At 71.6% G+C, this 14866-nt stretch carries 20 protein-coding genes; 11 read left to right on the top strand and 9 right to left on the bottom strand.

The annotated features are described in order from the left end of the window. The first annotated feature begins 120 nt into the window (after positions 1-120). On the top strand, positions 121-423 hold the full coding sequence (locus ACF089_RS34350) for a hypothetical protein (protein ID WP_392035628.1): 303 nt from the start codon (positions 121-123) through the stop codon (positions 421-423). Then, positions 420-680: a hypothetical protein gene (locus tag ACF089_RS34355; RefSeq protein WP_392035631.1), complete on the top strand. Its 261-nt coding sequence runs from the start codon at positions 420-422 to the stop codon at positions 678-680. Before ACF089_RS34350 ends, ACF089_RS34355 begins: the two co-directional genes overlap by 4 nt. A gap of 51 nt (positions 681-731) precedes the next feature. Here the strand turns inward: ACF089_RS34355 and ACF089_RS34360 are convergent, their stop codons facing one another. The 3 genes from ACF089_RS34360 to ACF089_RS34370 are packed head-to-tail and all read right to left on the bottom strand — an operon-like array spanning position 732 to position 2271. After that, positions 732-1568 carry a hypothetical protein gene (locus ACF089_RS34360; RefSeq protein WP_392035634.1) on the bottom strand — a complete coding sequence of 279 codons (837 nt, stop codon included), beginning with the start codon at positions 1566-1568 and terminating at the stop codon, positions 732-734. Then, entirely contained in the window at positions 1565-2092 is a 528-nt protein-coding gene (locus ACF089_RS34365; RefSeq protein ID WP_392035637.1) for an RNA polymerase sigma factor, read from the bottom strand. Before ACF089_RS34365 ends, ACF089_RS34360 begins: the two co-directional genes overlap by 4 nt. Beyond that, a complete protein-coding gene (locus ACF089_RS34370) occupies positions 2092-2271 on the bottom strand; it encodes a hypothetical protein (protein ID WP_392035640.1) in 180 nt (59 codons plus the stop codon). Before ACF089_RS34370 ends, ACF089_RS34365 begins: the two co-directional genes overlap by 1 nt. Positions 2272-2559: 288 nt before the next feature. Between ACF089_RS34370 and ACF089_RS34375 the strand changes: the two genes are divergently transcribed. Both ACF089_RS34375 and ACF089_RS34380 read left to right on the top strand, forming a co-directional pair. Further along, positions 2560-2991 carry a hypothetical protein gene (locus ACF089_RS34375; protein WP_392035642.1) on the top strand — a complete coding sequence of 144 codons (432 nt, stop codon included), beginning with the start codon at positions 2560-2562 and terminating at the stop codon, positions 2989-2991. After that, positions 2988-3506, top strand: a complete 519-nt coding sequence (locus tag ACF089_RS34380; RefSeq protein ID WP_392035644.1) for a transglutaminase domain-containing protein — start codon at positions 2988-2990, stop codon at positions 3504-3506. The genes ACF089_RS34375 and ACF089_RS34380 overlap by 4 nt, the downstream gene beginning before the upstream one ends. Before the next feature lie 27 nt (positions 3507-3533). Here the strand turns inward: ACF089_RS34380 and ACF089_RS34385 are convergent, their stop codons facing one another. Both ACF089_RS34385 and ACF089_RS34390 read right to left on the bottom strand, forming a co-directional pair. Beyond that, the gene (locus ACF089_RS34385) at positions 3534-4442 is read right to left on the bottom strand and encodes a hypothetical protein (RefSeq protein ID WP_392035646.1); all 909 of its coding nucleotides are present in this window, start codon (positions 4440-4442) and stop codon (positions 3534-3536) included. After that, complete coding sequence (locus ACF089_RS34390; RefSeq protein ID WP_392035648.1) at positions 4439-4900, bottom strand: hypothetical protein; 462 nt, start codon at positions 4898-4900, stop codon at positions 4439-4441. The genes ACF089_RS34385 and ACF089_RS34390 overlap by 4 nt, the downstream gene beginning before the upstream one ends. A gap of 181 nt (positions 4901-5081) precedes the next feature. Between ACF089_RS34390 and tap the strand changes: the two genes are divergently transcribed. Together tap and tpg (ACF089_RS34400) are read left to right on the top strand one after the other, a co-directional pair. After that, positions 5082-7337, top strand: coding sequence for a telomere-associated protein Tap (gene tap / locus ACF089_RS34395; RefSeq protein WP_392035650.1), 2256 nt, complete (start codon positions 5082-5084; stop codon positions 7335-7337). 6 nt (positions 7338-7343) lie between these two features. After that, on the top strand, positions 7344-7901 hold the full coding sequence (gene tpg, locus ACF089_RS34400; RefSeq protein ID WP_392035652.1) for a telomere-protecting terminal protein Tpg: 558 nt from the start codon (positions 7344-7346) through the stop codon (positions 7899-7901). Between the two features lie 300 nt (positions 7902-8201). Here the strand turns inward: tpg (ACF089_RS34400) and ACF089_RS34405 are convergent, their stop codons facing one another. After that, positions 8202-8624 carry a hypothetical protein gene (locus ACF089_RS34405; protein ID WP_392035654.1) on the bottom strand — a complete coding sequence of 141 codons (423 nt, stop codon included), beginning with the start codon at positions 8622-8624 and terminating at the stop codon, positions 8202-8204. Between the two features lie 165 nt (positions 8625-8789). Between ACF089_RS34405 and tpg (ACF089_RS34410) the strand changes: the two genes are divergently transcribed. The 5 genes from tpg (ACF089_RS34410) to ACF089_RS34430 all read left to right on the top strand — a co-directional run bounded on the left by tpg (ACF089_RS34410) (position 8790) and on the right by ACF089_RS34430 (position 12242). After that, positions 8790-9365 carry a telomere-protecting terminal protein Tpg gene (tpg, locus tag ACF089_RS34410; RefSeq protein ID WP_392035656.1) on the top strand — a complete coding sequence of 192 codons (576 nt, stop codon included), beginning with the start codon at positions 8790-8792 and terminating at the stop codon, positions 9363-9365. A gap of 103 nt (positions 9366-9468) precedes the next feature. Further along, a complete protein-coding gene (locus tag ACF089_RS34415; RefSeq protein WP_392035659.1) occupies positions 9469-10230 on the top strand; it encodes a hypothetical protein in 762 nt (253 codons plus the stop codon). 78 nt (positions 10231-10308) lie between these two features. Then, a complete protein-coding gene (locus ACF089_RS34420; RefSeq protein WP_392035662.1) occupies positions 10309-11028 on the top strand; it encodes a hypothetical protein in 720 nt (239 codons plus the stop codon). 730 nt (positions 11029-11758) lie between these two features. Next, complete coding sequence (locus ACF089_RS34425; protein WP_392035665.1) at positions 11759-11995, top strand: hypothetical protein; 237 nt, start codon at positions 11759-11761, stop codon at positions 11993-11995. Beyond that, entirely contained in the window at positions 11985-12242 is a 258-nt protein-coding gene (locus ACF089_RS34430) for a hypothetical protein (protein WP_392035669.1), read from the top strand. Before ACF089_RS34425 ends, ACF089_RS34430 begins: the two co-directional genes overlap by 11 nt. Before the next feature lie 294 nt (positions 12243-12536). On the opposite strand, the gene ACF089_RS34435 is transcribed toward ACF089_RS34430, so the two are convergent. From ACF089_RS34435 to ACF089_RS34445, 3 genes are read right to left on the bottom strand one after another with little or no spacing between them, the layout of a single operon-like run. After that, positions 12537-13115 (bottom strand): hypothetical protein, encoded by a 579-nt coding sequence (locus ACF089_RS34435; RefSeq protein ID WP_392035671.1) that lies wholly within the window; start codon positions 13113-13115, stop codon positions 12537-12539. Continuing rightward, on the bottom strand, positions 13108-13503 hold the full coding sequence (locus ACF089_RS34440; protein ID WP_392035674.1) for a hypothetical protein: 396 nt from the start codon (positions 13501-13503) through the stop codon (positions 13108-13110). Before ACF089_RS34440 ends, ACF089_RS34435 begins: the two co-directional genes overlap by 8 nt. Continuing rightward, complete coding sequence (locus ACF089_RS34445) at positions 13497-14114, bottom strand: replication/maintenance protein RepL (protein WP_392035677.1); 618 nt, start codon at positions 14112-14114, stop codon at positions 13497-13499. Before ACF089_RS34445 ends, ACF089_RS34440 begins: the two co-directional genes overlap by 7 nt. Between the last annotated feature and the right edge of the window lie 752 nt (positions 14115-14866).

A 14866-nucleotide genomic window follows, 5' to 3' on the forward strand; every position in this document is an offset into this window, starting at 1 on the left:
GTCATCGGGCAGTTCGCCCGTTCACTCCGACGCGTCCCTTCACGCCCTGCCGGCCCCCGCGGCGGACGGCGTAGCGTGGCGAAGCAGGCAGACCGAGGTGCGGGAAGAACGGGGCGGGTCATGAACCAGCCGGTGGGCGGAGCGACGTGGACCACCGTTATCGGCGGTGAGTTCGTGGAGATCCCCGCGACGATAGAGGGCATCCGGGCCACCCTCGCCCCGGAGAGGGCCGAAGAGTTCGACTTGGTGGTCGCCCGTACCCATGCGGCCAAGCTGCCGCAGGTGCTCGCGGACTGGGCGCTGCCGCCGGAGGCGCTGGCCGAGGAGGACGCTGTGATCGCCCGGCTGAAGGCCGGCGACCACAGCGACTCGATCCCCCAGCACGACAGCATGGATGACGACGGTGGAGGTGGAGGGCGGTGAGCCGCTACCGGATCGAGTACAGCAGCCTCGCCGCCGCGTCCCGCAAAGCCATGCCGGCCGAGTTCCGGACCCGGTTCGAGAGGGAGATGGCCCGCACCCTCGGCACCGATCCGTACGGCCACGGATCCGACCCGGCCGGCAGCCCCCAGGAGCGGGACCGCCGCACAGCGACCATCGCCGGGGCAGTGGTCCGCTACTACGTCACCACCGGACTCGACTTGGTCGTCACCGCCGTCCGCATCCTCCACAGCCACTGACTGCACCTCCGGAAGCCCGGCTCGCCGCCTGTCGGCGAGCCGGGCTTCTTCTCAGTGGTGTGCCATGTGTTCTTCGAGTTCGGCGGCGAGCGCGGGGTCGGGGCGGGGGACGGGTCCGTAGTCGTCGTCGGTGTCGATGTTCAGGCGCAGGATCCCGTAGGCGAGCTTCATGCGCTCCACGGCGCAGCTGAGGAAGGCGCCGCTGCCGAGGGCCGGGTCGGTGATGTCCGCGTCGAGGTCGAGGGGGGCCGAGGCGACTGTGGCGGTGACGAGGGCCCTGGGGGTGTAGTGGCCGCTGGTGAGCGGTTGGGGCGGGGCGATGTCGATGCGGGGGTAGAGGCCGGCCCCGGTGTGGTGGTGGAGGCGGTGCGCCTGGTCGAACCAGAAGCGCGCCATTTCGGTCTCGCTGCACTGGGTGTGGTGGAGGTAGAGGCAGTACGCGGCGGTCGCGACACCTGCACCGGCGGCGAACTGCCACCAGAACTGGGCGCCCTCGGCGGCGTCGGAGAGGTAGAGCAGGCAGGCGAAGGTGAGGGCGCCGGCCGGGTCGATGCGCGGTGCGTTGTCGAAGTGGCTCATCGCCGCCACCGTGTCGGGGGTGGTGACGACCTTCGCAGACAGTGTCTCCAGATGGGCCGCGGCCCGGCGGTAGAGGGGAGGCGCTCCGGCAGGGCCCGGCCGCGGGCGGGAGAACGCCGACGCCGGTTCACCGGCCGATGCCGGGTGCTCCCCGCGCATCGGGTCGCCGGGTGGGCAGCTGCGCGCCGCGCGGCGGGCGATCCGTTCCAGCAGGGCGTCGCTGTCGAGGCCGGCGAACGCGTCCTGGAGCACTTCCGCGCCCCGCAGGAGTTCATCCGCCCGAACCAGGCGGTCGTCTTTGCGGTTCACGCGATCTCCTCCGCTTCCCAGCTGTCCCACCGCACCCCGACCTCGTCGGCCAGGCGCCGGCGGGCGGAGTGCAGGTGCGAGCGCACCGTCCCGGTGGAGATACCCATGATCCCGGCCGTGCTGCTCATGTCGTAGCCGAGGACGAAGCGGAGCACGATCACGTCCATCTGCCTCTCGGGCAGCCGGGCGATGGCGGCATACAGACCGAGAGCCGACTCCATCACCTCCAGCTGACGGCGCACGACGACCCGCACCTTCTCGAACACGGCCGTCTCCACCAGGGCGCGGGAGCGCCGGGACAGGGCGAGGTGGGTGGCTATCGCGTGGCGCAGCACGGAGTAGCTGTAGCGCTGGACGCTGGCCTCCCGCAGCACCTTCGGCCAGTCCTCCAGCAGCTGCGCGAAGACCACCTCCACCAGGGTCAGCGCCGTCTCCTCGTCGCCGACCTGAAGGAGCGCGTACCGCAGATAGGGGCGGTGATACGTCTGGTAGAACGCCTGGAAATCCAGCGGCACCCGTGCCATCACACATCCCCTGCCCGCTGCTCCGACGGCGCCGCCGCCCGCCGGCCCTCCCGGGCGAGCTGCTGCGCCCCGGCCCTCACCCCGGCACCCAGGAGCAGCCGGCCCCCGGCCACCGCGTCCCGGGCGAACACCCTGACGGTGATCACCAGCAACAGCACTTCCGTCCATTCCCCACTCACAGGCCCTCCACCGATCACCGGTCGCCCATACAAGCGAACACGTTCTGCGATCAGCTCATCGCATTGAGGCACCAAACGTTCAGGGGGTGCCGGACTTTTTTCGGGCAGCAGGCGCACGACCCTGCCGCGCGCCCCCGGTGTTCCCGGCCGCGCGGGCGGCTTCCGGCCATCGCGGGTGAGGAATCGGGCAGGGCCGGGTGTTGCCCGTGCGCCGGCACCCGGGCCGTTCCATGATCTGCGGCAGCGGGACACGACGACGGGTCCTGGGGTGACTGGGTGAGGAGAGACATGCCGGTTGCGGCTCGTATGCGCGGCCATGTGCTCGGGCTGGGGATCCCGGCCGTCTGCTTCCTGATGGTGACGGCGTTCGTCGGGTTCAGCGCCGGGGAACGCTTCATCGACAACGTGGTGTTCTCGAAGTTCTACGGCCTGTTCGTGACGGGGATGGCGCTGGTGCCGATGCGGGCCTGGCGCATCCCCAACCGCCGTCGGGACCCCGGGTACTGGCGGGTCGCCTGGTTCCCGGCGCTCTACATCGCCGCGCACGGCGTCCTCTACAGCCACGACCGCAGCTCCGCGAACATCGTCCTCATCACCTTTGGCTGGAGCGCCTTCGCCTTCGGCGGAGCGGTCGGCATGTACCTCCTCGGCCAGCAGATGTGGGACAGCACGCAGCAGAACGACGAGACGGACCCGACGCCCCCTCCGGCGAGTGCGTGACCACGCCCGGCGAGCGGGAGCAGCGGATGGGGCTGTTCGAGCGGGTGCGGGCGGTCCCGTACGCGACCGACGGCGCGCACACTGCCGCCGGCCTGTTCCCGGTCGGCCGGGGTGACTGCCTGGCGAAGTCGGCGTACCTGGTCGACGGATTCCGGGCACTGGGCTGTCCGGCGCGGCGGGTGCGGTGGCTCTACCACCTGCCCGATCAGCCCGCCGAGGTCGCTCTGCTCCGGTCCCGCGAGGACGTCCACTCGGCGGCCGAAGTCCTGATCGACGGACGCTGGACCCTCGTGGACGCCTGCCACGATCCGGCGCTCGCCGCAGCCGGGCTGACCGTCGCCTGGTGGGACGGCAGCGCCGTCGGAACGGCCGCGGCCTACTCGCCGCTCGGGCCTCTGTGGCGGCCGGGGGGCGGCCCGGAGCCCGTACCGAACGGGGGCGTGACCGTCCCTGATCCGGCCGGCCCCCGCTACCGGGCGGCGTTCAACGCCTGGCTGCGCGAGGTACGCGGCTGACCGCCCGGACCCGGTCGATCCGGTCTGTCAGGTGCTGGATTTCGGCTGGACCACGGCAGAGTTGAACTGGAACGGGCCGGGGGTGAGGAACTCGGCGGTGGCCGGAGCGCCGGCCGGGGTGAGGACGTCGTAGTGGGCGGCGAGGGTGTCGAGCAGGGCCTGGGCGTCTGTGAGGTCGGCGGTGTGGATCGCCGCGGCCTCTTCGAGTTTCCCGGGTTCCTCGACCTCCATGCAGTCCCATCCCCTGATCAGCGTCTCGGAGTAGTGCTCGTGCGCCGGGGTGGAGCAGAGGCGGGTGCGGACCGTCCCGGTGGCCCGGTCGGCCCACGCGGTCGCGCGCTGCTCGCCCAGGGCGGTCAGCCGGTCCCGGACGCGGCGGGCGAGGGCGTGCCCGGTCAGGATCCGGTCGGCCGCGTCCGCGTCGACGCGGCTGTCGACAGCGCGCACGATGCGGTCCGGGGCGAGGCCGGCGTCGCTGGAGTCCAGGATCTGCCGGTGAAGTCTGTCCCATGCTTCCCGCACGGCGGCTTCGGCGCGGGTGATCTCCTGGCACGCGTTGCTCAGCCGGACCTTCTCCACTTCCTCTCCGGTTGCCTGGAGCAGGGCGACGGGTTCGCCGCTGGTGTCCTCGTCCGGCCACACCCGTACGCGGACCAGGAGCTCGGGGACGTCGTCGTCGTAGGGGTGCGAGGCGGTGTGCCGCCGGGCGTCCTGCTCTCGGATGATGTCCGGCAGGGCCTCGTGCAGCCAGATGCGGGCAAGCGCGGCCGGGGTGTCGTGGCAGTCTTCGAGGACCATCTCACCGTAGTGGGACCCGGCGCCCTCATCAGCGTCCTCGTTCGCCTGGTCGTAGCGGCACCACGGCCCGGGGCCGTGCACCGGCTTCACCTCGGTCCACACGGTGTACGTCGTCGTCGGGAACACCGTCACGCTCATGCCGCGCCCGCCCTGGTGCCGCAGTCGAGGAACGGAACGCCGGCGGCCGGGCGGGAGCCGGTGGCCGTGTCCCATTCCTGGAGCAGGGCGCGCAGCCGCGCCGCGTTCTCGGGTGGGGTTCCCCGGCGCGCGGTCACGTCCCGCAGGTAGGGCTCGGCTCCCTGGAGGAGTCCCGAACGGGGGTTGATCAGCACCATCGCCCGGTGGGTGCCCGATCGGAGGATGTGGCTCCACGCGTCGATGTCGGGCCCCTCGTTGGGTGAGGGGATGTGGCCGTCGACGAACACGCCGCGCCGGGTGCAGGTCCAGGGTGTCCGGGTGGCGCACGGGTCGCAGGCGATCGTCCCGGTCATCTCCGGGTAGCGGCGGTGCCATTCGGCGTCCAGGAGGTGGGCGTCCCCGGCGAGCGGGATGTTCCTGACGCACAGGCAGCAGCGGATGCGGAACGGGACGGACACGAGCGGGCTCCTCGCCGACGGGATGTGACCGGCTCATGTTCCACCCGCCCCTCCATCTGTTGTGGCAGCCATGCCACTGCAAGCCCTCAGAACCCTCGAAATACTGAATGTACGCAAGAAGTTCGCGACTAGTACGGCTAATGTTTGATCCGTGCTATGATTCTGGGTAGGAGGTGTTTTCATGTCCGAGTTGTTCGACGCGGTCGACGCCCTGATCGCCGGGCAGTCCCCGCTCCCCCCGCCGTCCGAGCGGGAGCGGCTGCGCAAGGCGCACGGCCTCACCCAGGACCAGGTCGCCGGTGCGCTGAAGGTGCGCCGGCCGACGATCGTGTCGTGGGAGTCCGGGAAGACCGAACCGCGGCCGCCGCAGCGGGAGGCGTACGCGCGCCTGCTGGAGAAGCTGGCCGAGCTCTACCCCCCGCCTGCTCCGGCCGCCGCTGCTCCCGCTCCGTCGCCGGTGTCCGGGACGTTCACCGGTTCCACCGCGCCCGTGCGGCGCGAGGCCGGGTCCGCCGAACCGCGGAAACTGTCCACGGGCTCGGCGCCGGATGCCGCAGCCATGGCTACTGAACAGAACCATCAGCAGCCTCCCGTCGTCCGCACCGCAGCGTCCCGTCCGGCGGTGACCACCAGGCCGTCGACGTCGAGGCGTCCGGCCGCGAAGAAGGCCGCGGCCAAGCCCGCCGCCGCTCCGGCCCCGGTCGATCCGCGGTTCGAGAACGGGCCGCTCGCGGTCATCGACGCTGATGCCGACGGGCAGGTGTCGGCGTACTGCGTCGGCGGCCTGGTCCTCGATGTCCCCGCGAAGTCGATCCCGGCACTGGTCGACTGGACGCTGGCCGAAGCCCGGCTCGGTCAGGCCCGGCTGCACCGCAACGGCCGCGACGCCGACCCGATCCTCGTCCTCACCGCCGCCGCGCTGGAGCGCTACGGCCTTCCCGCCGCCCTCTCCGACCAGGAGCGGCAGGCCGGTCGGCTCCCCTCCGGCCACAAGGTGGTCAAGCAGATCGAGCGGGCCGGTCTCCAGATGACCCAGCGCGGCTTCGGGCCGTGGGCCCGCCTGTACCGCGACCCGGAAGGCGCGCGGCGGCGGTGCGTCCAGCTGTGTGTCCTGCCCTGGAACGCGCTGGACGTCCGCGAGTGGGACCGCAAGGACGACCCGCAGCTGCCGGCGATGCACCCGGCCGACCTCGCCCGCTATCTCGGCCTGTACGCGGCGCGGGTGACGACGCCGCGCGGCTCCACGGCGACGACCGGCCTGGAGCTGATGACGGCGCTGCGGCCGCCGACCCGCGCGGAGAAGAACCCGGCGACGGGGGAGTTCGAGCGGGCGTTCAACGACGATGCGCTCACCGCCGTGTACGACGTGGTGGAGTGCGAGGTGCCCGACGAGCACCCGGTCCTCAAGGGCAAGTTCGCCCGGCACCACCTGCGCACCGCGGCCGAGATGCTGATGGAGGAGCCCTACGACTGGTGCCGCCCGCTGACCGACGACGAGTGCGCCAATCCGTACCTGGTGGCCATCGACCTCAACATGTCCTTCGCCGCCGCCGCGAACGGCCTCGTGGTCGGTCTCAACGGTCCGACCCACCTCACGAACAACCCGGCGTTCGATGCGTCGCTGCCGGGCTCGTGGCTGGTCGACCTGAGCCATGTCGACCTCTCCCGCGTGGACATCGGCGGCCGCACGGTCGACGGCGACCGGCTCCCCAGCCCGTTCACGCCGAAGGGCGAACGCCCCACCGGCCCGGCCTGGTACGCCACCCCCACCGTCGCCTACGCGGTCGAGCTCGGGTTCGACGTCGCGCCGATCGAGGCGTACGTCCGCACCCAGACCGGCCGCTACCTGGACCCCTGGTACAAGCGGCTCCGCGACGCCTACGTGGCGACGATGGCGGACATGGGCGTCACCACCACCCTGACGGGCCAGGAGTTTCTGGAGGCGATGGGACGGCGTAAGCAGGCTGACCCGACGATGGCGCTGCTGGAGACCGCGATCAAGGCGACGGCGAAGGGCGGCATCGGCAAGCTGCGCCAGCGCTCCCGTGGTCAGGTGCCGTACTACGAGCCCTATCCGGCGCTGAATCGGGAGACGTGGCGCCCGGACATCCGGGCCGCCGTGCTGGCGAGCCAGCGCGTCGGCATTCACCGCAAGCTGCTGAAGACCGCCGCGGCGGCGGGCCTCTACCCGACGTCGATCGGCACCGACGCGATCGTTTACCCCTCGCCCGGCCCGTCCCCGCTGGACATCCTGCCGCTCACGCCCGAGGGCAAGCCGGTGCCGGGCACGTTCCGGCTCGGGGTCTCGCCCGGGATGGTCAAGCACCAGGGCACCCAGACCGTCCTGTGGGCAGAGCAGCAGTTCGAGGAACGCGGCGGCGTGTTCAACATCTCCAACCTGATCAAGACCGACCCGACCGCCGGAGAAGGGGAGTAGCCGACGATGGCCGACTCGATCGGGAACAGCCTGGACAACGCGCTGGAGGGGGCGTTCACCCGCCCCGCTCCCAAAGGTGCCCAGGCGCAGATGAAGTACCTGGTCAAGCAGCTCAAGGGCACCCGCGCCGTCGCGCAGGCGCTCGGGATCTCCCAGCGCACCGTGGAGCGGTATGTGAAGGGGCAGCTGAAGCGGCCCCGCCAGGAGCTGCGGGCCCGTATGGCGGGCGAGGTCAAGAAGCGGTGGCAGCCGCAGATCAAGGCGAAGGCGCGGAAGAAAGCGGCCTCCACCGACGGCATCGTCGTCTCCACCCGCGCCCGGTTCGGGTTCACCGCAGCCGCGGGGACCACCGACGACGCCCGGATCCGCGACATCACCCAGGCCCTGCCGCCCGAGTTCGCCGACCGGCTGTTCACCGCCCGCGAGCAGGGCGCCAACGAGCGGCAGCTCCAGCAGATCGCGGCCGACGGCCTCGCCCAGATGTACTTCCGGGACAACAACTCCCGGGCCCAGGGCCTCGGGGTGGAGTTCACCGACGTGGAGCACATCCGGATCGACCTGTAGCCCCGCCCACGCACAGACGTCTGGTCCCCAGCATTCGAGCTGCCGGGGACCAGACGTCAGGCAGCCTACCGGCCCGCTACACCGTCGGCCTGGTCGTGGCCCGGTAGCGCTCCAGCAGGGCCTCCATGCCGGTCAGACCGGCGTCCAGACCGAGCTGGTGGAGCCAGCCGTCCACCTGGCTCTGACGCCTGGGCCCGGCCTCGTGCCGACTGGGTCAGTCCGCCGCCGTGCGACGGGAGCGCCGGCGGATGACGCCGGACAGCGAGCGGGAGGCTGCGGCTGGGATGAAGAACAGCCTGGTCATGCCGAGCTGTCCTGTTGTGCCGTCCGCGTCTCGGCTCCGGGGGCAACGAGGCCATCGAAGTTGCTCATGGCGGTGACGGCATCGCACAGACCGGTGGTGTCGGTGTCGATGGGGGTGAGAGTGCCGTCGCTTCGGACGGTCCAGGCCACCAGCGGGTCCACGGTGAACGTGCCGTCCGTTTCCTTGTACCGAGCGCTCCAGCCACCCCCGGGGATGGCGGCGACAACAGGGTGCCCGCCCTCCGCGAGTCCGGTGAAGGTGCGGCCGTTGTTCGCCGGGACGAGTCGACCGCTGCGCTCATCAACGACGAGCGCTTGGCCCTCGTCGTCCCAGGCGATGACGGGCTTGCTGCTGTAGACCGGGCGGCCGTTCTCTTCCTGCTTGTAGTTCGCTTCGTAGGGGTGTTGTGTTGGGATCACTACGTCTCCTGGACAGGTTGGTACTGGTCTTGGTGTGACCGTAACGGTCGGGGCGGTCTGTCCGTCCCGGAGTCTGATCAGGTCAGACCGGCACGTACGGCGCCCCGTCGTCGGCCTCTGTCCACAGGCCGGATCGGGCCTGCTGATCACATGACTGCTGACGACGTGAAGCGCGCGGCCCGGACCCGCGCCAAGATCCTGGACGGCATCGCTCGCGCGGAGCGGGCCCTGTTCACCCGGCCCGTCCCGAAATCCGCTCGGGCCCGGATGAAATTCCTTCGCACGCGGGAGAAGGGCTCCACCCAGAAGGTGGCGGCCCGTCTGGGCGTCTCCCCGCGAACGGTGCAGCGCTACCTCGCCGGCGCCTCGACCACCCCGAACAAGCGCCTCCGCCAGGCGTTGGCTCAAGAGACCGAGTCGGAGTGGCAACCGCAGGTCAGAGCCCATGCCAGGCAGAGCGCCGCATCTTCCGGCGGGATGGTCATCTCCTGTCGGGCGTTCTTCGGCTTCGGCCCGGAGGGCACCTCGGACGCGGGTCGGGTCCGGGACATCATGGTCGCTGTCCCCGCCCACCACGCCGCCGCCATCCTCGCCGCACAGGAGCATGGAGCGACGGACAGCGACCTTCAGGCGGCGGTCGCGGAGGCCATCGCGGACGTCTATTTCCGTCAGGGCGGCGGCGGCCGTGCGGGCCTGGAGGTCCGATTCTCCGACGTGGAATGGCTGAACATAAAGTTCTGACCCGCACGAAAAGACGGACTGCTATAAATCTGTCCGGGGCTGCCGCGCGCGACGCGGCAGCCTGAATTCCCGTCTTTATTTCCGTGACGATCGGGAGGCCCGTGTGAGCACCCCTCTTCCCTGGTCCCGCCGACGCCCGCGCATCCCGGCGCCCGGCACGGCCGCGCCCCGCCGACCGATGGACTGGGCGAAGGTCGGCCGCACCGCGGTCCGGCGGCGTGCCACCGGCATGACGGCCGCCGAGGCCGCGGCCGCGCTGGAGAACGCCGAGCTGGAGCAGCACCTCGACCGCGACCGCGAGGACCTGGCCGACGACGAGCGCGGCCCGGCCGAGATCGCCGAGTGGCGGCGCATCGCCCAGCTCCTCGGTACCGCGGGCGGCGTCTACGACCCGGCGGCCGACGCCGTCGTCCAGGACGAGCTCGCCGCCGACCGTCGAGCCGAAGACGCCGAGCGGCAGCGCCTCCAGGAGCAGCAGCAGATCGCCGCCCGCGCCGACGAACTCGAACAGCTCGCCGCAGCCGGCCGACTCGACCGGACCGTCAAGAGCCGGCCCGGGGACGAGACGGCCCGCGACGTCCTGGTCCAGCGCGGCGACTACCACGCCACGGCGGTCGACGGCTGGCTCGCCCAAGCGCTCGCCGACCACTCCGGCCACTACGCGGATGCGGCCGCGCGCACGGCCGCCGCCGGCTCCCTGCCCGTGGAAGTGCGCGCCCACGCCGCCCTGCTCACCGCGCTCGCCCGCCTCGGCGCCCCGGCCCAGGGCGAGCTGGAGTTCGCCGCCCGCCTCGCCCAGGCCGACCCGGCCGCCACCCACGCGCTCGCCGCCTGGATCGCGGCCCGCGACCCGGACACCCAGTGAACGCCGCCCCTCCTCCCCGGCGACCAGCCCAGCCAAGGCCGCCGACAGCCCCGCACAGCCCGACGAAAGGCATGACCGATGAGCTATCAGATGCGTGAGCAGGGCCGCCAGGTGTCCCGCGCCCGGCTCCGGCAGAGGCGGGAGGAAGCCGCCGCCGGCCGTGCGGCGGTGCGCGAGCGGGCCCGGGGGATGACGCTGCCGGAGGTCGTCGCCGTCCTGGACGGGCTCCGGGCCGGGCCGCCCATCCAGCCGGGCAGCCGGGCCTCGGAGGAGTGGGGGGAGTGGCGCCGGATCGAGGACGTCCTCAACTGGGGCGTCGTCACCTACGACCCGGACGCCGACCCGCATGTCCAGGCCGAGCTCGCCGCCCGGGCCGCGCTCGACGCGGACCGCCGGGCCGCCGACCGACTGGACGAGCTGGAGGTCCTGGCCCTGACCGGGCAACTGCACACCGTCCTGCCGCAGAACGGCGACGACCGGCTGCACCAGCAGATCTACGCTCGCTCCTGGGACGCCGGGCAGGCCGTCGACGGCTGGCTCGCCCAGGCGCTCGCCACCCGAACCGGCTGCTACGCCGACCCGGCCGCCCTCGACGCCGCGATCACCCGCCTCCCCGACAACGTCTCGGCCCGCGCCGAGCTCCTGGCCGCGCTCGCCACCACCGGCGCCCCGGTCAGCGACGAGAAGGTGCCGTTCGCCGGGCTCTTGGCGGCGGCCCACCCGGACGCGGTCACCGACCTCGCCCACTGGCTCACCCGGGCCCTCGCCGACCGCGATACGGACAGCGGTACGCCGTGAACAGCGGCGAGCCGGTGGCGGTCCGGGCCGAGTACTCCACGATCGGGCACCGGTACGAAGAACTCCACGCCGACTGCACGGTCCACGCCTGGACGGAGCCCCCGGTCGGCGAGACGGTCAACCCCGGCGACGACGACCCGGACCGCAGCCGACCGCGTTCTGCCTGGAGTGCGCAGGCTGCGCCGCGTGCGCCCAGTGCCCCTGCGCGCGTCCGCGCCTGCTGGGAGGTGACCGCGCGTGACCTCCCAGGCTCCCAGCCTGGTGTCGGTGAGCTGGGAGCCTGGGAGCCCGAATGCCCGATTAACGCGGTATGCCTGGGAGGTTGGACGGCGTTTCCCCAGGGAACCGCGATCTCGGAGGAGAGCTGGGAGCCTGAGAGGTACGCGGCAGGCACACCCCTCCGTGTTCACTGAGGGTTACTGTCACGCTGTCACGGTCTCCGTGTCACGGAGGCCCGGAATCGCTGTCACGCCGGGTGTCACGCTGCCGGGGCCGCCCGGGAATCCCGGCCCCGAACCCGTCTCAGAGGGCCTGCGGCGGCGTGACACCCCGCTCCCGGGAAGGCGCCCGGCCCACGCCCTTCTCCGTCTCGTTGCGTAACCGCCGACCCGGGCCCGCTGGCCACCGGCGAAGCCCGGAGCGCCGGGGTTCGCCGGTACGGTCCCGCGCGGGGCGTGCCCGGCGCTACGGTGAACGGACACGACGCCCCTGTACCGCCTGGAGGCCCTGGATGAGCGAGCAGCCGGCCACCCCGCCCGTGCCCGACCGTCAGCGGCTCGACGAGAACGCCGCCGCCTCGGTCCGCCGCTACGCCGCGAGCGAGCGCGCCCGCGTCGACGTCCTGGTCGCCGTGCTGGAGGACATCGCCGCGAACGGCTACCCGGCCCCGGAGACCGGCGTGCTGTGGGAGACCGCCCGCGACACCCACCTGGAGCGCCTGGCCGCCGGGGAGCGCCGTGTCGCCTGAGCACGGCCCGCGCCGCGCCCGCGTCGTCATCGTCGAGCCCGCGCTCAGCCAGCTGGACAAGCTCAACCCCGCGGAGACGCACCGCCTGGACCGCGCGGTCGTCGCCATCAGCGCCAACCCGGAGATCGGCACACCGGTCCCCGACACCCTGCTGCGCGACTACACCGACGACATCGAGGGCGTCCGGGTGATCTACTACGTCACCGCCCTCAGAACGATCACGGTCGTCGCCTACGTCGAGGCGTAGGGCCTCCCCAGACCCCGAGCAGCGCCCCGGAACCACAACGGCCCCGGGGCGCTGCTGCTGTTGTTGCACGCGGTGCAGCACGGTTGCTGCCGCGGTGCTGCTTGTGCAGCAAGGGGGGGCGCTGCTTCTGCTGCTCGGCAGGCCGCTGCGCTGCTGCTCGTGCAGTGGGTGCTGCCGCTCCTGGCGCTGCTGGTGCTGTTCGGTGTGCTGCTGCCGGAGAGCGTTGACACTGGGGTCCGGCTGCCGGTGCTGCTGTTGCTGCTCCGGGTGCTGCTCGGCCGGACCGTTGCGCCGCTACGGGCCGGTGAGGGGTGCTTCGGTGATGGTCAGTCCGGTGGTGTCGAGGACGTACTCGTCCTCGTCCCGGTTGGTGTTGAAGGCGAGCAGCGCGGAGGGCGGGGCCAGGGTGCGGTAGAGGCGGCCGGTGCGGGGGCGGCGGGCGCCGGTGCCGGTGGCGTATCCCTCGGCGACGGCGCGGCGGGTGGTCCAGGACCAGTCCGCGCGGCGTTCGGGGACACTGCCGCGCCAGAGCGGGACCGGGGCGGTCGGGCGTTCGGCGGGGTGCCCGTCGACGGTGAAGCCGGCTGCGGCGAAGAGGGCGGTCCAGACCGGGCGGTCGAGGGCGGCGTCCGGGTACTCGGCCATGCTCCACACCCGGCCGACATGCACCGACAGGGTCTCGGCGGTGATGGTGCCGGTGGACCAGGCCGTGGACAGCAGCACCGGCCCCTCCGTCCGTCCCGCCCGGAGCAGCAGTCCGGCGAACCGGTCGGCGCCGATCTGGTCACCGCGGCGGGCGGCCTCGGCGACGGCGGCGGACGCCTCGGCGGCGAGGTCGCGTAACTCGCCCGGGCCGGGCCCGGGGTCAGGCACTGCGGCGGGTGGGGACGGCGGACAGGTGCCGTTCCGGGGTGGGGACCGCGGGCGCGGCCAGATCGCCGGACCGGATTGCCTCGGTCGCCTCGCGCAGCGCGTCCTCCATCTCCTCGACGCTGGTGTACCCGGCGAAGTAGGGGTGGATGAAGTAGCTGCGGTAGCGGCCTTCGGGCCGCAGGACGACGTTGCGCTCGACGAGCTGGTTCATGGCGATCGACGTGCGGTTCTTGCTGAGGCCCACGCGAGCCCGCAGTTCGGCCTGTGAGGCGTTCACCTCGCCGCCGGGGCGCTGGACCTCCATCATCGCGCTCAGAAGGTCGTAGGCGGCCTTGGAGAGCTCCAGGTGGTGCAGCTGCGCGACCCCGAGGGTGGCCTGGATCAGCATGCTTCCTCCTCCACGTCGTTGTCGCCGAACGCCAGCTGCCGCGTGCGCGGCTCCGGCATGGCCGGCCGGGCGAACTCCGGGAAGCTCTCGTTCGCCGCCTGCTCCAGCGCGAGCACATCTTCCCGCATCTCCGGGTAGTGCTTCCTCAGCGCGGCCCTGACGTCCTGCCGCAGCTGGTCCAGGGCCTCGCGCTGGAGGTCTCCGTTGCCCTTGAAGCAGATCAGCGGGTTCACCACGATGACCGAGTTCGCCCGGCGCTGGAGCATGTGCCAGTTCTCCAGGCTGCCCAGCGCCCGGGTGACGTTCGCGCGCTCCACCCCGAGGTGACGGGCGACCTTGATGTGGGTGATCTTCAGGCGGCCCTCGACCTGGCGGCCCATGCAGAACAGCAGGACGGCGGACTGGACCGGCGACATCCCGTACCGGGCGACCAGCACCGCCAGGACGTCAGCGAGGAAGTCGTTGCTGACCATGCTGTAGCCGTTGCGGCCCCAGGCGTCGTGGGGCTCCCGGTACTTGTACTCAACGCTCGCCGACTTCACCGGCCGACCGCGCTCCGGCGGTGTCCGGTCCAGGGCCTTGGCGAAGGTGTCCGCCAGCGGGGACGTCACGGGCTCACCACCGCTCACCGACCGCCGGCCCCTGCTCGTGGAGCGACTCGCTTCCCCGGCCACCCTGGCTCCTGCTGCTCGATCTTGCGTGGTTCCCGGAACCCTAGCTCAGATTGTCCCCGCCCAAGGGGACCTTTGTCCCTGTCGGCGTGGCCCCTTGGTGTCGACGCCGACACATCGACTCCCGCCCCATCCCGTCCGAATGCGGACCTGACCAGCATGAACGCGATTTGTACCTCTCTCCAGGGCCAAATCCCGTGCTCTTGTGTCGGACGAGGCACAAAACCGCAGGTCGATGTGTCAGGGCTAACACATAGCCACACACAAAACCCCAGGTCAGACCAGGTTTCCACGCGGGCCCCTTTTATCTCTAAGACGCACACGCGCGCGCGAAGGCGCACCGCGGAACCTCGGGCCCGTCAACCGACGGCACCTCTCACCGGCACACCACCGCGCGCAGCCCGCATCCCCATCCGCACTCGAACGCCACCCTGACCAATTCGGCCGATCATGCGCGAACGCACCCTCACGCGTGTCTCGCCCATTCCTCATCCGCCAATTTTTACGCCCGCCACCCTCAATTCCCCTGCGTTCACTACTCATCCCCTAATCCCTCTCACAACCATTCCCCAGCTCATATTTCCACTCCGTCATAGGTGGTGTACTGTCATTCCAGTCTCAAGCTAGCCTCTAACTTTGAAGCACACACGGAAGCACCCCGTCATCACCTACTCCGAACCCTGTTCGACCCT

This window comes from Streptomyces sp. NPDC014894, from assembly GCF_043080985.1.
Taxonomy (GTDB): domain Bacteria; phylum Actinomycetota; class Actinomycetes; order Streptomycetales; family Streptomycetaceae; genus Streptomyces.